Below are 19,826 nucleotides of genomic sequence, written 5' to 3'. Positions count from 1 at the left end.
AATTAGTGAAGCTTCAAGTTAGGACGAAGTACACGGTTGATTCGGCCCATCAAAATAATCAAGCCGGTCTTAAACATGCCATGCAGCGCCATCTGATGAAGACGATACAGAGAAATGTAAACAACGCGTGCAATACGACCTTCAACCATCATTGAGCCTTTGGTCAAGTTACCCATTAGGCTACCCACTGTAGAGAAACGGCTTAGAGAAACCAGTGAACCTTTATCTTTATAGATATAAGGCTTCATCTCACGACCGTTTAGCTTAGCAACGATGTTTGAGAATGCGCAGCTCGCCATTTGGTGCGCAGCTTGAGCACGTGGTGGTACAAAGGAACCATCTGCTTGCGTGCACTGTGCCAAATCACCAATAACAAAGATATTGTCATCAAGCGTCGTTTGCAGCGTCTCTTTTACGATAAGCTGGTTAATACGGTTTGTTTCAAGCCCTGCGATGTCTTTGATGAAGTCAGGTGCCTTGATGCCCGCAGCCCAAACCATAATCTGTGCTGGAATCTTTTCACCGTCTTTCGTTGTTAAGCCGTCTTTCTCTGCTTGAGTCACCATCGTTGCAGTACGAACGTTCACACCAAGCTTTGTCAGCTCTTGGTGCGCAGCGCCTGAAATACGTGGTGGAAGAGCAGGAAGAATACGTTCACCCGCTTCAACAAGGTTTACGTTTAGCTTGCTAGAATCAAGATCGCCAAAGCCGTAAGTGCGCAGCTCTTTAACCGCGTTATGTAACTCTGCAGAGAGTTCTACGCCAGTCGCACCTGCACCCACAATCGCAATATCTACGGTGCCGTTGCCATTCTTAGCATGAAGCTTAAGGAACTGATTGTTCATTTCAGTACGGAAACGGTGCGCCTGCTCTGGGCTATCAAGGAAGATACAGTTTTCGCGAACACCTGGCGTGTTGAAGTCATTAGAGGTTGAACCGATCGACATCACTAGAATGTCGTATTCGAGCTCGCGAGTAGGCATGAGGAGCTCGCCGTTTTCATCTTTCAACTCACGCAGTTTGATAACTTTACGTTCGCGATCAATGTCTTCTAGGCTGCCCATTTGGAAATCAAAGTGGTGGTTTTTTGCGTGTGCGCGGTAACTTAGTGCATCCACACCTTCATCCAAAGAGCCCGTTGCTACTTCGTGCAAAAGTGGTTTCCATAAGTGACTCGCTTTACGGTCAACAAGCGTGACCTTCGCACGTCCTTTACGGCCAAGTGTACGACCTAATTTAGTCACAAGCTCAAGACCGCCTGCACCGCCGCCTACTACGATAATTCGTGTCACAGCTACATTCCTCAAAAAAGTTAATAAATATGTTTCGATATGACCGAAATCACACCGATAAAATTCTGATCTTTTTGTTTCGTTACCTACCTTCACGATTAGGTGGGTGGCAACGTGTAGAGGTGTGTTTGAAATACGACACGCTTATTGGATAAAAATGCCTAATGGCTAACAACCAAACCGCAACAGGATTGGTAAATATTGGGCAAGTTTTTCACTCGCTCTCAATTTTTTTTGATGTTAATCAAAAAATTTGTAATGAGGTCATTATATATGGCAATAAACGCAAGGCAACTAAAGATTGTGCCAATACCACTTAAACTTGTAAGGAAAATTCGTTGATTGAGCGAATAGCAAGCAATACCGATTTTGTCCCACAAAAAAGCGGCGCTACAAAGAGCACCGCTACTATCTAGTCATTACCATTAGCTTTTACACTAACTGTTCTTAAACGCCTTCATCGTTTGGAGGTGCTGAGAAATCTTTTTAAATTTGTGCGTTTGAGTCTCGTCCCACACAATATCGTAGTAATCTTCTAGCTCAGCAGCACTCTTACTGTTGTCATGAATTTCATCTTCTTTAGACAACACCACTAAACAGCGGCCTTTATTTTTGGTGCGGAATTCCGTTACGCATTTTGTCGCAATATCTTTGTATTCTTCTGGTCGATCAATGCGCCCTTCCATCGTCAGCTCAGGGTGTAAGTTTGGATTGAAAATCACTTGCTTAATACCACACAAAAAACCGATCCGCTCAGACCAATACCCACCAAGGCCTACGCCACAAATGAGCGGTTCTTTGTCTTCGGACTGCTCAATCACCTTATGAACTTCTTTAAGAAGGTGCTGCATATCGTGCTTTGGATGAAGTGTACTGTAGTTGACGAAACGAACGTCGTCGTCAATGAATTGCAGTTGAAGCACTTTTTCGTGGTTGCCTGGGCTGGTTGAATCAAAACCGTGTAAATAAATAATCATCGTATATCCCCCGATCCTTATACGGTTAATCTACCACGAAAAACAAGGTTTAAAAGTAACGAAAAGAAGAATGGAGTCACCGAAAGACTAAACAGTGATCTTAGCTGCAAAATGTCTGGCGCAACTGCTCGGCTTGGGTTAAATATTCATCATCTCCCCAGAGTTTATGCGCGAGTAAATACCAAAGCATCGCCATCATGGTTGCCCTTGGTTTCCACGCCATTACCCCTTCAACCCAGTCGTCAACGCCCTCAACACCGCGCAACTTGCAATACTGATAGACTGCATCGAGCGGTTTTTCATCCATCACATCAATACTCAGTGTTAAATCGAGTCTAGGATCAGCGAGCGCTGCATATTCCCAGTCAATCACTTTATTACCCTGCTCTGTTTTCACCATGTTGTATCCGGCAAGATCAAAGTGACACAGCGTCAACCCGACATCGGCTAAATTAGGCGCGACTCGCCAGCGGTTGTAGAGCGATAAATAAGGTTCTACCTTACTCTCTTCAGGTAACAGCATCCAATAATGGTCTACACGCGCAGTATAATTGAACGGTGCAACTGGTACTCGTTGGGTGTCGAGATCATGAATCTTAATCATGGTTTTGAGCAAAGCGTCAAATGAAAGATCATTGGTTAACGAACTGCCTTCAATCCAATCGACAAGCAAACCTTGGTCGTTGATATAAACAGCGGCAGGAGACAAGTGACTCGTCCCGATAGCTGATAGGATTTGATATTCTTGAAAGCGTGAGATGGAAAACGCTTTAGTGATGGGGGTGGTTGGTCGCCAGACATACGCTTTACCATCGGTCGCAACGACTTTCCAACAACGGTTAGTCAGCCCCCCCGTTAGCGTTTGAGCATAGTCGGGGGGCATAGAGAAAAAGTGATCCAGTGACAGTAGTGAACGGTCCAAGTGACAAGCTTCACTCCAAGACATTCTTGCCATGTTTCACTCCTTCTCTTATTTAATAGGCTCTATAGATTAAAGACCTAAGAAGCTCTTTGATTCTTGCTTACGAATTTCTGTTTCGTCAGCCCACTCAATCAAGCCCGTCTCCAAATCCATTAAGCGCATTGTCATCTTGTAGTAAACGTCTTTGTCGCTGCCTGCATTTTTCGCGATGCTTGATAGGTTGCCATACAGCATGTACTCGGCGCCAACCATTTTACCAAACTGAATCGCTGTGCTTTGATTCACTAGCTCATCATTGTTTTGGAAGTTAAGTTGCTCGCGAACAGACTCAACGCGGTCCATATCAACAAAGCGGAATTTGCCAGAGTTAAGCATCTTTGTGCTGATGCTGTCTGTGATTGATTCCGTATCAATGTGTTCGCTGGTTTTGTTCTTAATGCGCTCAACAAAAACGATTGGACGTGAATCACGAGTGATCGCCGCGACAGAGCCAGACATCATCATGCTGTCGACCATTTCGCCTGCAATTTTCTGTAGATCCGTTGACCCAAAATCGATAGTCGTTGTTTCAACCGCTTGAGCATCACCATAGCTCACTTGGTTAGAACAACCCCCTAATACAACAGCCAAACCAAGTAATGCAATTACACTTTTTTTCATTGTTGGTTCCTCAAATTTCCTTTCTTAGTCTTATTTAGTTATCGAGTTGACGGATCTGAACACGGAATTGTGTCCCATTCGGGTTAATCGACACCTCTGAAATCGAGATCTCTTCTGTACCTCGAATAATAGCCTGTCTCCAAGGACTTAGCTTAGTGTTCACTTCTAACCCTTGATCGTCATACCAATAGAAGCGGTACTGAACATATTGGTCACCCGTGTACTGGCTGACTAAACGCACCACACCACGAGCTCGGCCATCAACCTCTGCCGTAGCAATGTCTTCAATTTTCAAACGACCCGCTAATACGTTGTCACCAAAAATCACCGTCTGAGAAGCGCCATCAATGCGCAACCCTGCCGTATTGTCTGCACACCCCATTAAAACAAGGGCAGCCGTCATCGCAATCAGCCATTTTTTCATCGTATGTTTCCTAACTGTTTATGCCAAATAGTGGCACTGTTTCCTTGACGTGATAACCAAACAAGCACTGTTCGTCCGGCTTCAACTTCAAATTCGTACGGTTCACCGTTTAGCATCATTGTTTGCGCGCCCGGTTCAACCACGATGCTTGAACTATAAATTTCACTTGGCAAAGTCAACCAACTGCGAGTATCTGGCTGCTCTGTTAACGTATTCCACACATTAAAGAGCAGATTACCCACATCGTCACCTTGTGCGGCTTCTTTGCGTAAGCGATCTTTCGCCCACACTCTTAACGCTTGTCTAATGATGATACTTGGCATTCTCTCGGAAAGATCCTGCTGAGCCATCAAGTTTACGTCTGTGAGCATGTCTGAAGAAACAGACTGACCATTTATCGCTAAAGGCGAAAACTTCTCGGCATTAGTTGGCGGATAGTAAGGTAAAGAAACACTGTACCAAGCCATGTCATCTCTGCTGTCATAAATAGGTAAAGCTTGTTTCCAACCTTGCATTGAATCCACAACACCACGTTCGTCAATCACGATCACACGGCTTTTGCTTTTCTCTAGATACTCTGCTTTGCCATAGCGCTTTTCAAGCTGGCTCAAGTCTTGGCCCATTCCCAAGCGTTTTGCGACACGTTTCGTCCCATCAATCACTGGTTGGTTACTAGGCATGACAGCAAGTGCTCGGCGATAGTCAACATAAGCACTGTTCAGATCGTTATCAGCTTCATACAACAACGCAGAAAGATACAGCAAATAGCCATTTTGCACCGCTTGAAGCTTTTCGCCTGCATCCGGGTAATTGGATAAAATGCTACCCAAGTTCGGCGTTAAGCCTTGCTGTTCCATTTGATTTTGCGCTGCTTGAAGCTCCTTTTCACGATCGGCTCGTGCTTTTTCCTGAACTTGGTTCGCACGGCGCATTTCAATCAATGCGCCTTCTAAATCATTACTTTGAAGATAATTAAGACCAAGGTAAAGGTGAAGGAAACCCAGCTCATAGTCTGCAGGATGATACGTTTTAAGATTGTCATTGACCGCCAATGCACCAAGACTCATTGCATTCTCTGAAATGGAAACCGTCGCTTGGTCTTGCTGAACACGAACGGCGCCATCACTGTTTTCAAACGCGCTTTTGCTCTCGGTATATTGCTGATTGAGTAGATAAACCCGACCTTTTTCGAAGTTATCTAGAATATCACCAGCAACTTGTTCTTGCAGTAGCTGCTCAGCTTGTGCGTAGTCACCTTTCTGAACGCTCTGATGAAGTTCATCATTCTGCGCGCTGTAATGACTAAATAGATTGCCAGCAGATAAATTGGCACAAGCAGAAAGAGTGAGAGAGCTCAGAAGTATGAATGTGAGTCGAATGTGTTTTTGCACTTCGTACCCCATGTTTGTGTTAGTAGGCATAACACACGTGCTATGCCTAATTTCTTACTGTTCTAGGACAGCAAGGTTTTATATTCGTTCGCTACTAATTGTTTCGCGGATTAGCTCATTAACATTGGGCCCAAAGGACGGCCACCGACTAAATGCATATGAATGTGGTAAACCTCTTGGCCACCATGCGAATTACAGTTCACGATCAGACGGTAACCGTCCTCATCGATCCCTTCTTCTTTCGCCAGTTTGCGAGCAACGGTAAACATTCGGCCCATCACTAGCTCATCTTCTTCTTTAATGTCATTCACTGTTGGGATCAGCGTATTGGGAATAATAAGAATGTGGCTTGGAGCGCGTGGGTTGATATCACGAAAAGCGGTCACTAAATCATCTTGATACACAACGTCGGCAGGGATCTCTTTGCGAATGATCTTACTAAAAATGGTCTCTTCAGCCATGAAGTACTCCATCTATCAATTATTTTTTGAATGAATTCATTCGAGTATGCTCCAAGCTTCGCAAGATCACAATAAAAAACAGTGTTCGCTTATTTTAAACAGCATACGGTCAGAAGCCGGTATCTAAATTTGTATTGTGCGTCATAAAATGCGTGTCTCGATATCAATACAATGACTCACTTTTGTTAATTTTTAAAGAAATTATAATTTAGGGAGAGATCCATGAAGGGCTCAGTGATTAAGCGTATGTACGCTGGCTTTGCATTGATCATTTTAATGTTCATCATTACCACGCTAATGATGATGAAAGGGATGCAGCAAATTCACCAAAACTTTGAGAGTGTGTCTAATACCTCATTGCCGTTGGTCTCACAATCGAATCAAACCAGCGTCGCGCTGCTTACCGCCGACAAGCTGTTCAAAGACTTTTTGACCACACAAAGCTTCGAGCGTATGGAGCAATTGTCTGGTCAGTTTGAAGAACGCAAACAAGCCTACAATCAACAGCTCTTGCAGCTAGAACAAGTCAGCCAGTCTAAACCACAGCTCACTGAAGCGATCGCTCAGCTGAAAGAGATGGAAGTCACCTACTTCACTGAAGCCAACCAAGCAATGGATAACTATCGTGCCATGTTTGTCGCTCAGGCTCAGGTACAAAAATCAACACGTCAATTCCAACGCCTGCATTCAGAACTCAGCTTGGGCATGAAAGAGTACGTTGATGACCAAAGCAGTATTTCTGTGAAAGTGATGGCCAAAAGCTACTTTGTTAAGCTAAAAGACGCTGAAATGATTACCTCTGATGCGCTTGCGAGCAGCGACACAGACGCCGTTGCAAAGGCGGTCGCAAAAAACAAAAAAGCGGTGACTCACCTCAATTACGCTTACCGCGGCCTCACCTCACAAATGCCAGAAATCAAACAAGCCTTTGATGGTTCGGTGCAGCAGTTTACCCTCGATGTCGGTAAGAAAGGCGGTGTTCTCGATCAACACAGTACCTACCTGCAGGCAAAAGATGCGCTGTATGCCAACATCGCCAACTTAACCCAACAAGTGGATGCAACCAGTGAACTACTTGGCACGTTCAATTCCGTGGCTGAGCAAGGACTCAACGCCTCACTAGAAGACGCGGGAGAAGTTTACGAACAAGGCGTGGTGCGTTCTGTTGGTATTGGCGCGGTGGTTATTTTGATGGCCTTAGCAATCGGTTACCACATTGCCCACAGCGTTCGTGAACCCCTGACACGTATTCTTCGTACGCTTGAGTCTTTGACTGAAGGGGACATGACCAAACGTATCGATATTCGCTACAACAACGAGTTCAGCCGTGTCAGTAATCACATTAATACGTTGGCCGATAGCCTTCACAGTATTTTAGTCGAACTTAACGAAGCGTCAGACAACCTCACCCAGACTGCATCAACCAATCAATCTACCTCTTCACACGCACAATCTCAGCTCAGCCAACAACGTGAACAAACCGCGAATGTCGCAACGGCAATGACTGAAATGGCGCATTCGGTTCAAGAAGTAGCGCAAAGTGCGCAAAACTCTCAGCACATGGTTGAACAAGTTGAAATCGCTTCGGAGTCAGGCCGACAAGTCATGGGCACCAATATCTCGACCATCAACCAGCTTGAGACTCGCTTAAATCAATCCGTTGAAGCCGTTAACGAGCTGCAAACAATGAGCAGTCAGATTGGCAGTATTCTCGATGTTATTCGCAACATTGCAGAACAAACCAACCTTCTCGCTCTGAATGCAGCCATTGAAGCAGCCCGAGCAGGTGAGCAAGGACGCGGCTTTGCTGTGGTTGCCGATGAGGTTCGAGTTCTCGCTCAACGTACAACAGAGTCGACCTCTGAAATCGAAAACATGATCAGTAACCTGCAAAGTAGCTCCAGCGCCGCAAATAAGGTCATCCAAAGCTGTAAAGATGATATGGAGTTGTCGGTCACGCAGGCGTCTAGCGCAAACAGTGCAATGGAAGAAATTCAGGGGCTTATCATGGAAATCAGCCAAATGAGTGGCCATATTTCCCTAGCAGCGGCTGAGCAAAGTGAAACCACCAGCGAAATCGCGCGCAATATTGAAGAGATCAATCTGATCGCTGATGCAAGTTACCAAGCGATGGCAGAGATTGCGCAAACCAATTCAAGCCTCACCTCATTGGCGAATCAACAAGGCGATTTAGTTCACCGATTCAAGCTCTAGTCCGTCAGGAGAATGTAATTAATTGAGTTTGGGCGACTATTTTCTGTAGTCGCCCTTGTTTTTTATACCCCGTGTCATTATATGGTCTATAGGCTTGCCCATTTTTCTTTCCCTTTTTGCAAGCCGAACATGAGGATTAGTTATGGCAGTTCATGTTGGCATCATAGACCAAGACCCAATACGTCTAGTGACTCCACTTCTCGACAATCGTACTATCAGCGATCATATTGTCTTTATTGGTGTCGCCTCTCAGGAAGATATGTACCTGCGCCTTCACAGCGTGTTAAGCAAGCGCAATATCACCTCCGAGTTCTTCCAAATTCCGAACGTTGCTAACACATCAAAAATCAAACAAGCCATTTCTACGCTTGCAGAAGATCTCTCTGCACGAGGCGAAGAGGTGAAACTCAACGCAAGCTGTGGTCTGCGCCACCGCCTGTTGTCCGTTTATGAAGTCTTCCGCACTTATCATTGGCCAATTTTTGTCGTAGAACCCAATAGCGACCGTCTTTGCTGGCTCTACCCAGATGGTAAAGAAGACACACAGGTGCAAGACCGTATTACCATTGACGATTACCTGACTGTGTTTGGCGCTCGTGGTGAGTTTAATGCTCACGAACTTCCGCCTCAACTCGATCAAAAGTTGTATGAACTGGGTGAACGTTGGGCAAGTAATGCGCTAGAGCTTGGTCCTGGCCTTGCTACGCTAAACTACTTAGCGACAACCTGTCGTAAAGAGCAACGCCTCGATGTCGAACTTTCGGAAAAGCAACAAGGCTACCGAGAGCTCAATATGCTGCTGAGTGATTTGGTCGAAGCACAGATCGCCAACTACGAAGGCGGAGTGCTGACATTTGCCAATGAAGATGCAAGACGCTTTTCTAACGGTGAGTGGCTTGAAACTCTTGTTCACAGCACCGTACGCCAAATACAGCAAGATATGCCAACCATTCAAGACCGTTCACTCAATGTGCAAGTTTATCGTCAGCTAGGTGAAAGAGAAGTGAGAAACGAGTTAGATGTCGCTTCAGTGGTCAACAATAAACTTCATATCATTGAATGTAAGACCAAAGGCATGCGCGATGACGGCGATGATACGCTTTATAAGCTAGAATCACTCAGAGACCTTCTAGGAGGCCTGCAAGCCAGAGCGATGCTTGTGAGTTTCCGTCCATTGCGTCACAACGACATTACTCGCGCGGAAGACCTCGGTTTGGCATTAATTGGCCCCGATGAACTCAAGGATTTAAAAACGCACCTTACTCTCTGGTTTACTGAAGCAGGTGGCAGTGACGAAGAGTGCGCAGACTGCTAACGTTCTGAATTTTCCTTATAAAAAAACCGCCACAAAGGCGGTTTTTTTCATCTGCATTGACGAGATTAGCTGTCGTCTTCGGTAAAGTTCGTTGGTAGCGTCGTCTTCATCTGATTCCAGATTTGAGCGCTCTGCAAACCGTAGTTACGAACGACGATCAAAATCCCATCACGGTTCCCCGTTTCACAGACTTCAAGCAAATCACGATAGAACTGCAGCGCAAGCTCGCGCGCTTCAGGGTTTGAGAAATAGTAGCTACCCACACGATCGTACAGCTTTTTCAAGCCATTGAAGATCAAACCATAGATCTGATTGCCTGAGTGGAAGGCAAGGCGTTGGAACAACATGTAATCATAAAAATTGAAGGTCTTCGCCACTAAGATTGACTGACGCTTCAATTCGTCTTTCTCGCCATCATCTTTAATGTGCTGACGAATCTTATCCGCGTACGGAGAAGACTCCATAAACACATCCCAAGAATCAGCCGCAATCAACGCTTCACAAGAGTTGATAACACTCGTAATGGTTTTTTCAGACGTTTCCTTATTCGCTTTAAACGCATAGCGCATAAAGATAGGACTGATGTTGGTACGTGCTGCAAGCAAATCTTCCACAATCGAAGTGGCGTTGTCTGCGTCAAGCGTCATCAACGTATCAAGAATATGAAGACCTGATGTTTCCATGAATTGGTTTACACGAGTCGGTTTACCATGTTGGATAGTCAACCACCCATCACGCGCTAAACGTTGTAATACTTCGCGAAGTGTCGTGCGAGTAACGCCAATTAGTTCAGAGAGCTCACGTTCTGCTGGTAAAATTGAACCAGGAGGGAATCTGCCTTTCCAAATACTTTCAATAATGTATTTTTCTGCAAATCCTGCTGGGCTCTTTGCCTTAATGACCATTTATGTATTATCCAATTTCTATTTTAATGGGTCTAATTAACTCATCATACCACTAGTTATGACATATCGGAAACGACCTCTACAGAAACATGGCACAACACCATAATAGAGTTGTAACTCTAATTATCGTCTGGTTTTATTCGCCTTTATCTCCGCATGAAGTGGCTGCCAGTTAAAGTTTAACAAATTGTAAACACGCGACATACCCCACTCTAATTAGCATTCTACGCAAAACCTAAGTTTGTAAATATGCAAAATTAAACTGCCATTTTCATTCAATATAATTACATATTCTTTCTTATTCTACCGTTTCATAACCGCACCTACATTAACCATTGTTTTTCACAACTCTTATGCTATGTTTACGCCACTTTGATCGCGTTTTTAAAACAAAAGTCCGTTAATAAATAGCATCTATCACTTTATGATTGACTAAATTGTGTTGAAGAGTAGAGTGGCGGCCAAAGTAAAGGAGTGCTTGTCTTTCTCAGGGAGTGACTTGGCAAGACCACATCATCGTTTACGCAATGTTGTTTTTCTAAGTCACTGTTGAATCGGGTTCATTTCCTAATAACGGTGTGATCCCACACCAAAGGAAAATCTTCAATTTCCGGTTTATGAATTCAAGCACGCGCAGTGTCTATTCGTAACAACATTAAGAGTATTTAGATCATGCCGATGTCACTCGGAAATGCTTTTATCAAGAACTTTCTCGGTAAAGCACCAGATTGGTACAAAGTTGCCATCATTTCTTTCCTAATTATCAACCCAATTGTTTTCTTCTTCGTTGACCCATTTGTTGCTGGTTGGCTGTTGGTTGCTGAGTTTATCTTTACTCTTGCAATGGCGTTGAAGTGCTACCCTCTTCAACCGGGTGGTTTATTGGCCATCGAAGCGATTGCCATAGGCATGACTAGCGCGGATCAAGTCAAACACGAACTCGTTGCCAACATAGAAGTGCTTCTGCTTCTAGTCTTTATGGTTGCCGGTATCTATTTCATGAAGCAGCTGCTGCTGTATATCTTCACTAAGATACTGCTTGGCATTCAATCTAAGAGCATGCTTTCTCTTGCGTTCTGTTTTACAGCCGCTTTCCTTTCAGCTTTCCTAGATGCACTAACGGTAATCGCGGTTGTTATCAGCGTGGCTGTTGGCTTCTATGCGATTTACCACAAAGTGGCTTCTGGCCAAGCACCACACTCTTCACACGACCATACTCAAGACGATCATCTTTCTGAGCTGACACGTGACGACCTTGAAAACTACCGCGCGTTCCTACGTTCACTGCTTATGCACGCAGGTGTCGGTACGGCTCTAGGTGGTGTTATGACGATGGTAGGTGAGCCACAAAACCTTATTATTGCTGACCAAGCAGGTTGGAACTTTGGCGAATTTATCATTCGTATGCTTCCTGTTACCGCGCCTGTGTTTGTTTGTGGTCTCGTTACCTGTGTAGTGGTTGAAAAGCTGAAAGTATTTGGTTACGGCTCTCGCCTACCAGACAACGTTCGTCAAATCCTTGTCGACTTTGATCGCGAAGAACGCAAGAACCGCACAAAACAAGACGTAGCGAAACTTTGGGTACAAGGTTTGATCGCCGTTTGGCTAATTGTCGGTTTGGCACTTCACCTAGCCGCCGTGGGTCTAATTGGTCTATCTGTTATCATCTTGGCGACTGCGTTTACTGGTGTTATTGAAGAGCACTCAATGGGTAAAGCATTTGAAGAAGCGCTACCGTTTACTGCCCTACTCGCTGTTTTCTTTGCAATCGTTGCCGTAATCATCGACCAAGAACTCTTCAAACCTGTGATTGATGCTGTCCTTCATGTCGAAGATAAAGGAACCCAGCTTGCTTTGTTCTATGTTGCTAACGGCGTTCTTTCAATGGTGTCAGATAACGTATTCGTAGGTACGGTTTACATCAACGAAGTAAAAACGGCATTGGTTGAAGGTGTTATCACTCGCGATCAGTTCGACTTACTCGCAGTTGCAATCAACACGGGTACAAACCTACCATCAGTGGCAACACCAAACGGTCAAGCGGCTTTCCTATTCCTACTGACCTCTGCGCTAGCGCCTCTTATCCGACTCTCTTACGGTCGTATGGTGATCATGGCGTTCCCATACACGATTGTACTCGCCACCGTAGGTCTACTTGGCATCATCTTCTTTGTTGAACCGATGACAGCTTGGTTCTATGACGCAGGCTGGATTTCAGCGCATGTTGGTGAAGCTACTCAAGCCGTTTCGAGCGGTCACTAAGATCAATTAAATTAATTTTTTCTTGATACTGAAACTTTTCCAAGATAAAAGGCTCTGATAACTCAGGGCTTTTTTATTTAGTAAAATAGGATATTTTGTGAATACTCTTTCAGCCATTAAGGCATTTTCTCAGGGACGACTCTCTTGGCTACTGCTGCTCGCTTTCGTTATCTTCTTTGAGGCGTGCGCACTTTTCTTCCAACACGTCATGATGCTGTCACCTTGTGTAATGTGTATTTATGAACGTGTCGCAATGTTAGGTGTGGGGGGGGCTGCTCTCATCGGCCTTGTTGCTCCAAATAACCCTCTTGTACGCTGGCTTGGCTTAGCCGCTTGGGGTGCAAGTGCTTATAAAGGCCTAGCGTTGTCAATGGAGCACGTGGGGTATCAGTTCAATCCATCCCCTTTCGCGACTTGCGACTTATTCGTTACATTCCCTGACTGGGCACCTCTCAACCAGTGGGCTCCGTGGATGTTTGAAGCTTACGGCGACTGTAGCAAAGTGGTTTGGCAGTTCTTGACGTTATCTATGCCTCAATGGCTTGTCGTGATTTTTGCCGGTAACCTGATTGCACTTGGCGTGATTGTGATCGCTCAGTTTGCTAAGAACAAATAAGTCTGAGTAACAAGAATACAAAGGGTTGATGCGAGAGTATCAGCCCTTTTTCTTTAAATACTCGGTCATCCTCACTATGAGGAAGCAATGAATTGAGGAGTCTGTTAAACAAGTCAATTACTTTTGGAGATTCCCTACTCGCTCCTTCGTCACTCTATAGAATGACAAACTCTTTGACTTACTATCACTGTGACCCTCAAAACTATATTTGGCCAGACTCAAGTACAAATAGAAAGGGTTAGCTGAATCGCTAACCCTTATCGTCCTAACTTAAAGAACTCTCTTCTAGTTCATCTCTCGCCCTGGAGCCGGTGCCAGAACTTCACGGTTACCGTTATGGCCCGGAGCGCTGACAATGCCTTGAGCTTCGAGCTGCTCAACGATGCGTGCTGCTCGGTTATAGCCAATCTTAAAGCGACGTTGTACCCCAGAAACTGAGCCACGACGAGATTGAACAACATGCTCAACCACTTGGTCAAACAGCGGATCCATATCTTCTTCGCCTTCTGGCTTCTCGCCCGGTAGAAGCGCTTCTGGACCTTGGTCACCATTGGTGATCTCTTCAATATAGTTCGGCTTACCACGCGCCTTCCAGTTGTTCACCACCGCGTGTACATCGTCATCCGATGCAAATGCACCGTGGACACGAATTGTGTGGCTAGAACCTGGTGGCAAGTAAAGCATATCACCCATACCTAACAATGATTCAGCGCCACCTTGGTCGAGAATGGTGCGAGAGTCGGTCTTGGTCGAAACAGTGAAAGCAACACGTGTTGGAATGTTGGCTTTAATAAGACCAGTAATGACATCGACCGATGGACGCTGAGTTGCAAGGATAAGGTGAACACCCGCCGCACGCGCTTTCTGTGCCAAGCGTGCAATCAATTCTTCCACCTTCTTACCCACGACCATCATCAAATCAGCAAATTCATCGACAATCACAACGATGTAAGGCAGTTTTTCTAGCAGTGGTGCTTGCTCATCCATACTGTCGCCCGGTTGCCATAACGGATCATGGATTGGGTGCCCAGCTTCTGCGGCCATCTTAAGCTTATCATTGAAACCTTTAATGTTTCGAACGCCCAGAGCTGACATAAGCTTGTAACGACGTTCCATTTCACCCACACACCAACGAAGGGCGTTAGAGGCATCTTTCATGTCCGTTACAACTTCAGACAGTAGATGAGGAATACCTTCATAAACCGATAGCTCGAGCATTTTCGGGTCAATCATGATGAAACGCACGTCTTCTGGCGTTGCTTTGTAAAGCATACTCAGAATCATCACGTTCACACCCACTGACTTACCTGAACCTGTTGTACCGGCAACCAATACGTGCGGCATTTTCGAAAGATCGGCAATGACGGCTTCACCCGCAATATCTTGACCTAGAACGACTGTGGTTGGTGATTTCGCTTCTATGAATTGTTGGCTACCCACGACATCTGAGAAGAATACGGTCTGACGGCTCATGTTTGGCAATTCTAAACCTACATATGGCTTACCTGGAATCACTTCAACAACACGTACTGCCATCGCAGATAGCGAACGTGCTAGGTCCATCGAAAGCCCTGAAATACGGCTCACTTTCACACCCGGCGCTAAATCGAGCTCAAAACGGGTGATCACCGGACCAGGGAAGATATCCACCACTTCTGCTTTGATTTTGTAATCGGCCAGTTTTGCTTCAACAAGACGAGCGATGTTCTCTAGTGCATCACGATCAATGAAGTTATCACGCTGCTCTGGGTGATAAAGCAGCTCTAGCGTCGGCATTGGCTCTGCTGGCTTAGGTAGATTCGTATCTTGTTGAACAAGGAAAGGGTTCTGTGAGGCCACTGCTTTTGCTTGAGCTTCCGCGACAAGATTATTTAATGCTGCGGCGTCTTTATCTTCATGAACTGGCGCTTGTTCTTCAACTGGCTCAATATCGGCATCTTCAATCACATCAAATGTCGAAATAGTTGGCTCACGCTGAACGCCTGGCTCCACCTCCGTAGAGATTTGGTCAAGCTCCGAGGTTGTGATCGTTGGTTGAGTAATTTCGTCCTCTGCGCGGGTCTCATTCCAAGGTAAATCTTCTGGAACGACCTGTTCTACTTGCGTATCAAGTGTCTCGATCACTTGAGGCTCAACAACCGCTTCTTGAGCTACCGAGTGAGTACTTGCTGCAACCAATACTTCTGGCACGGGTTCAGCCTTTGTTGCCAACACAGGTTCTGGTGCGAGTGCCGTTTCAACATAATTTGGTTCGACAAAGTCATCTTGACTTTGTGCTGCATGATCAAGTTCTGCAATTGTTGCTTGTAGCTGTTTAGAACGCTCAATCTCTGGCGTTTCATCCACAGGAGAATCAATCTGTGAAGCAGGCTCTTCATAACTGTAAACAACGGGTTCACTGATAGGCTCTTGATAATAAGGTTCAGCAACGCTCGGCTCTGGCTGTACAGGCGACGGCTCGACTTGAACAGGTACTGGCTCTGAATGTGACTCAGGGAGATGGATATTGAATCGTCTCGGCTCAGTAGACGAAGCAGTCTGTTCGCTCTCAGAAACATCCAACGAGAAAGTAGGTTCTTCGCGGTCTCTATCTTGGTGCACTACTGCTGGCTGTTCATAATCATTGAGTTCAGCTTCGATCGTTTCATCTGCACGACCGCGACCTTTGTTCACCAATGACGTCACTAGGCTGATTGCTTTATCGCCCAGCCAATCAACAACAGATAACCACGAGATCCCCGTCAATAAAGTAAAACCCGCGCCCCAAAGGAAAAGAAAGACGAGAGTTGTCCCTAAGATGTTTAGTGTTGGTAATGCAAGGCTCGTTAGGACGTCACCAATCACGCCGCCTGATGAAAAATACCAAATGTCATCAAAGTTGATGTCAGCAAGGCCACAACTGGTTAGGATCACGATGACAAGGCCAAGTAATCGTGTGCCCCATAACATCAGATCTAAGGGTTCGTTTTCATCTCTTTTGCGTAAAACTATCCAAGCCGTCACCGTGATGACAACCGGCAAGACATACGCGAGGGAGCCAAAGGTAAAGAAAAGGGTGTCAGCTAACCACGCTCCTGCAAGTCCACCGGCGTTGTTGATCTCCCCTCCCCAAGCGGTTTGCGACCAAGAAGGATCGGCGGCGTTAAAGGTGAGCAAAGCCACCGATAACAGAATGGAAGCTAAGACAATAACGATCAAGCTGCACTCTTGAAGGCGCTGAGGTCCACTCAGGCGTGAAAGCGGTGCATCTTCACCTGTTTTAATCATTGTTTGTACTTTGTTTTTGGTTTCTTTAAACATAACCAACTTTATCTATGTGTCGCACTAGCCAAGGCGAATAAAGGCCTAACCTATAAAAAGAAAATAGTCCGAGCAGCGTTGCTACTCGGACTATTGATTTAACCATATCAAGGGCAAAAACCCAATTGCTTAACGTCAGAATATGGAAAGCAATTAGGCCTTTATCGTAAAGCCTAACAAGTTATCGTGTTTTGATAACCAGTTGGTTCGTTTGCTTCACTTCTTCCATCACTACGTAGGTACGAGTGTCGTTCACACCTGGTAAACGTAACAGCGTATCACCTAGTAGCTTACGGTATGCGCTCATGTCTGATACGCGAGTCTTTAATAGGTAATCGAAATCACCTGAAACAAGATGACACTCTTGAATGTCGTCTAGTTTCTGAACGGCGGTATTGAACTGCTCAAATACATCTGGCGCACCACGATTTAACGTAATTTCAACAAACACCAGTAGTGATGCATCTAAATATTGAGGGTTCAGCAACGCTGTGTACCCAGTGATGTATCCCTGACGCTCTAAACGGCGTACACGCTCTAAACATGGTGTAGGAGAAAGGCCTACACGTTTAGATAACTCTACATTCGAAATACGACCGTCTTTCTGCAACTCATTTAGAATGTTGCGGTCAATGCGGTCTAGATCCTTGGACGGCTTTTTATTGTTGTCTGCCATTTTTTATTCCACCTTATTACTTCCTTGCAAAAAAATATACTACAACTTTTTAATATTCAGTATCAAATTTTATTCAATCCTATCTATACTAGATATTAATTCGACAGAATTACCCTACACACAGTTAATACAACTACTATAGATTATACAACCAAAATAAAATGAGGAGTCAGGATGATCATTGGCGTACCTAAGGAAATCAAAAACCACGAGTACCGTGTGGGCATGATCCCAGCAAGCGTTCGCGAGCTAGTGTCTCAAGGTCACCAAGTTTTTGTTGAAACTAATGCCGGTTCAGGCATCGGTTTTTCAGACGATGATTACATCGCTGTAGGCGCATCCATTCTTCCTACCGCTGCTGACGTTTTCGCGAAAGCAGAAATGATTGTAAAGGTTAAAGAACCTCAAGCTGTCGAGCGAGCTATGCTCCGTGAAGGGCAAATATTATTTACGTATTTGCACCTAGCACCAGATTTTCCACAAACTGATGAGCTAATCAAGAGCAAAGCTGTCTGTATAGCATATGAGACTGTAACAGATAATATGGGTCGCTTGCCACTACTTGCGCCAATGTCTGAGGTTGCAGGTCGCATGTCTATTCAAGCAGGTGCACAAACTTTAGAGAAATCTCACGGTGGTCGTGGCCTTCTACTAGGTGGCGTACCAGGCGTTGAGCCAGCAAAAGTTGTTGTTGTCGGTGGCGGCGTTGTTGGTGCTAACGCAGCTCGTATGGCTGTTGGCCTACGTGCAGACGTTACAATCCTTGACCGCAACGTAGATACACTACGTCGTCTAGACGAAGAATTCCAAGGCCGCGCAAAAGTGGTTTATTCTACGGAAGACGCAATTGAGAAGCACGTTCTAGAAGCAGACCTAGTGATTGGCGCTGTTCTAATCCCAGGCGCTGCAGCACCGAAGCTAGTCACTAAAGAGCACATCGCTAAGATGAAGCCAGGCGCAGCGGTTGTTGACGTGGCTATCGACCAAGGCGGTTGTTTCGAAACGTCTCATGCAACGACACACGCAGATCCAACGTACATCGTTGATGATGTCGTTCACTACTGTGTTGCAAACATGCCAGGCGCAGTTGCTCGCACTTCTACATTCGCACTGAACAACGCGACACTGCCTTACATCGTAAAACTTGCGAACAAAGGCTACCGTGAAGCACTGCTAGCAGATGACGGTTTCCTTGAAGGCCTAAACGTTATCCACGGTAAAGTAACGTGTAAAGAAGTAGCAGAAAGCTTCGACCTTGAATACGTTGCTCCAGCTGATGCGATTGCAATGTTCAACTGATATTGAAGATTCTTAGATAAGAGAAAGCGCTCACTTCGGTGGGCGTTTTTTTTGTTTGGGCTGGAGATATTTTAATGCGCATCGAAAATCTTTTGAGATTCCCTACTCGTTCCTTCGTCACTCTATGGAATGACAGAGACAATAAGCGCACTCTCTCCTTCTCGACCTTAAGGAAATGACAGGCGCACCTCACCTTCAAAAGTAAAAGACTAGTAAGTTGAGGGGAGCTGGAAGGCTGAGGTCAGGTTGAAGACATTCCCTACTAGGCCGCTTCGGCGCTATAGGGAATGACTATAAATCAAAGAAGTAGGAAGTATGAGGTTAAAACCAACGCTCCAGTGCACTTTTATCAAGCTGACGAAATGCACGATTGAGGATTTGAGCAAGCTCTTTATAACGAGGGCGAGATTTCATCGGTTCCAGAGCAAAGCCGCTTTCACTGATCTTCTGGTGAATTTCACGATACCAGCCGGCAAGCGCAGGAGGGAGTTGAGTGTTAGCACGGTTACCTAGCCACCACATTCCTTGGATTGGCATACTGATCGCAAACAGCGCGATAATGACGGCTTGTGGCATAGATTGATAATTATTAAACACCATTTGAGTCAAAACGCTGATCGCTGCAATCGCTGGCATGACTTTCACACCAAAACGAGTCGCTTTGATAATACGCTGCTCTGGAAACAGCATATTGAGCTCTTTGCGCATTGGCCACGTGTTCATGTACTTTTGTCCATCGCGTAAGCTATGAACTAAACCGGCTTTATTATTCATACGACTCTCTCACTTCCAAATCAGGCCCGCGAATTAAAAATTAGTTGAAAGATTCAACTATTGGCGCAAAAAATTGATGAAAGTTAATATTCTTTCAAATTTTTTTTGTTATCATCGCTTATTATCGTTATCCTTTGCGGACCCACAATCTCATTGTTGCCGTTATTTACAATTTAAGCAACTCTTGAGACCTTTCTGCAGCGGATGCAAGAGTGATGATTTGGATCATCACTGTCTTTTATATGGAATTCGACGTTTTTTTGACCAAGATTAGTACGCAGCTTTGTTTGCTTCGTCTATTCTTGTGATTAATTTTTATCTAAACCGATTATTACAGG

Annotated in this window: 16 protein-coding genes; 5 read left to right on the top strand and 11 right to left on the bottom strand. The window is 45.2% G+C overall.

The features are described 5' to 3' along the window. Positions 1-2 precede the first annotated feature (2 nt). The 7 genes from EJ063_RS06960 to hinT form a co-directional block, all read right to left on the bottom strand. Positions 3-1,292 carry an NAD(P)/FAD-dependent oxidoreductase gene (locus EJ063_RS06960; protein WP_126573373.1) on the bottom strand — a complete coding sequence of 430 codons (1,290 nt, stop codon included), beginning with the start codon at positions 1,290-1,292 and terminating at the stop codon, positions 3-5. A 437-nt stretch (positions 1,293-1,729) separates the two neighbouring features. Next, on the bottom strand, positions 1,730-2,269 hold the full coding sequence (ycfP, locus tag EJ063_RS06955) for an alpha/beta hydrolase YcfP (RefSeq protein WP_126573371.1): 540 nt from the start codon (positions 2,267-2,269) through the stop codon (positions 1,730-1,732). A 100-nt stretch (positions 2,270-2,369) separates the two neighbouring features. Continuing rightward, positions 2,370-3,224, bottom strand: coding sequence for a phosphotransferase (locus tag EJ063_RS06950; RefSeq protein ID WP_126573369.1), 855 nt, complete (start codon positions 3,222-3,224; stop codon positions 2,370-2,372). A 36-nt stretch (positions 3,225-3,260) separates the two neighbouring features. Further along, entirely contained in the window at positions 3,261-3,851 is a 591-nt protein-coding gene (lpoB, locus tag EJ063_RS06945) for a penicillin-binding protein activator LpoB (protein ID WP_126573367.1), read from the bottom strand. Positions 3,852-3,885: 34 nt separating this feature from the next. Further along, positions 3,886-4,275 (bottom strand): YcfL family putative periplasmic lipoprotein, encoded by a 390-nt coding sequence (locus EJ063_RS06940; protein ID WP_126573365.1) that lies wholly within the window; start codon positions 4,273-4,275, stop codon positions 3,886-3,888. After that, positions 4,272-5,696, bottom strand: a complete 1,425-nt coding sequence (locus tag EJ063_RS06935; RefSeq protein ID WP_244225158.1) for a COG3014 family protein — start codon at positions 5,694-5,696, stop codon at positions 4,272-4,274. The genes EJ063_RS06940 and EJ063_RS06935 overlap by 4 nt, the downstream gene beginning before the upstream one ends. A gap of 80 nt (positions 5,697-5,776) precedes the next feature. Next, the gene (gene hinT / locus EJ063_RS06930) at positions 5,777-6,127 is read right to left on the bottom strand and encodes a purine nucleoside phosphoramidase (protein ID WP_126573364.1); all 351 of its coding nucleotides are present in this window, start codon (positions 6,125-6,127) and stop codon (positions 5,777-5,779) included. Positions 6,128-6,349: 222 nt separating this feature from the next. Between hinT and EJ063_RS06925 the strand changes: the two genes are divergently transcribed. Next, positions 6,350-8,341 (top strand): methyl-accepting chemotaxis protein, encoded by a 1,992-nt coding sequence (locus EJ063_RS06925; protein WP_126573362.1) that lies wholly within the window; start codon positions 6,350-6,352, stop codon positions 8,339-8,341. A 142-nt stretch (positions 8,342-8,483) separates the two neighbouring features. Beyond that, positions 8,484-9,656, top strand: a complete 1,173-nt coding sequence (locus EJ063_RS06920) for a DUF1887 family protein (protein ID WP_126573360.1) — start codon at positions 8,484-8,486, stop codon at positions 9,654-9,656. A gap of 65 nt (positions 9,657-9,721) precedes the next feature. Here the strand turns inward: EJ063_RS06920 and fadR are convergent, their stop codons facing one another. Continuing rightward, positions 9,722-10,561, bottom strand: a complete 840-nt coding sequence (gene fadR, locus EJ063_RS06915) for a fatty acid metabolism transcriptional regulator FadR (RefSeq protein WP_126573358.1) — start codon at positions 10,559-10,561, stop codon at positions 9,722-9,724. A 672-nt stretch (positions 10,562-11,233) separates the two neighbouring features. Between fadR and nhaB the strand changes: the two genes are divergently transcribed. Both nhaB and dsbB read left to right on the top strand, forming a co-directional pair. Next, on the top strand, positions 11,234-12,823 hold the full coding sequence (gene nhaB, locus EJ063_RS06910) for a Na(+)/H(+) antiporter NhaB (RefSeq protein WP_126573357.1): 1,590 nt from the start codon (positions 11,234-11,236) through the stop codon (positions 12,821-12,823). 97 nt (positions 12,824-12,920) lie between these two features. Continuing rightward, complete coding sequence (dsbB, locus tag EJ063_RS06905) at positions 12,921-13,439, top strand: disulfide bond formation protein DsbB (RefSeq protein WP_126573355.1); 519 nt, start codon at positions 12,921-12,923, stop codon at positions 13,437-13,439. Between the two features lie 285 nt (positions 13,440-13,724). Here dsbB and EJ063_RS06900 read toward each other — a convergent pair whose 3' ends face one another. Continuing rightward, entirely contained in the window at positions 13,725-16,739 is a 3,015-nt protein-coding gene (locus EJ063_RS06900) for a DNA translocase FtsK 4TM domain-containing protein (RefSeq protein WP_126573353.1), read from the bottom strand. A gap of 181 nt (positions 16,740-16,920) precedes the next feature. Continuing rightward, positions 16,921-17,415 (bottom strand): leucine-responsive transcriptional regulator Lrp, encoded by a 495-nt coding sequence (lrp, locus tag EJ063_RS06895; RefSeq protein WP_004414493.1) that lies wholly within the window; start codon positions 17,413-17,415, stop codon positions 16,921-16,923. A 174-nt stretch (positions 17,416-17,589) separates the two neighbouring features. On the opposite strand from lrp, the gene ald reads away from it, so the two are divergent. Beyond that, positions 17,590-18,714, top strand: coding sequence for an alanine dehydrogenase (gene ald / locus EJ063_RS06890; RefSeq protein WP_126573351.1), 1,125 nt, complete (start codon positions 17,590-17,592; stop codon positions 18,712-18,714). A 321-nt stretch (positions 18,715-19,035) separates the two neighbouring features. Here the strand turns inward: ald and yfbV are convergent, their stop codons facing one another. Further along, complete coding sequence (gene yfbV, locus EJ063_RS06885; protein WP_126573349.1) at positions 19,036-19,488, bottom strand: terminus macrodomain insulation protein YfbV; 453 nt, start codon at positions 19,486-19,488, stop codon at positions 19,036-19,038. Positions 19,489-19,826 lie beyond the last annotated feature (338 nt).

This window comes from Vibrio aquaticus (genome assembly GCF_003970385.1).
GTDB lineage: Bacteria > Pseudomonadota > Gammaproteobacteria > Enterobacterales > Vibrionaceae > Vibrio > Vibrio aquaticus.
The sequence above is the reverse complement of the archived record's forward strand: the minus strand, read 5'-3'. Positions and strand labels throughout refer to the sequence as shown.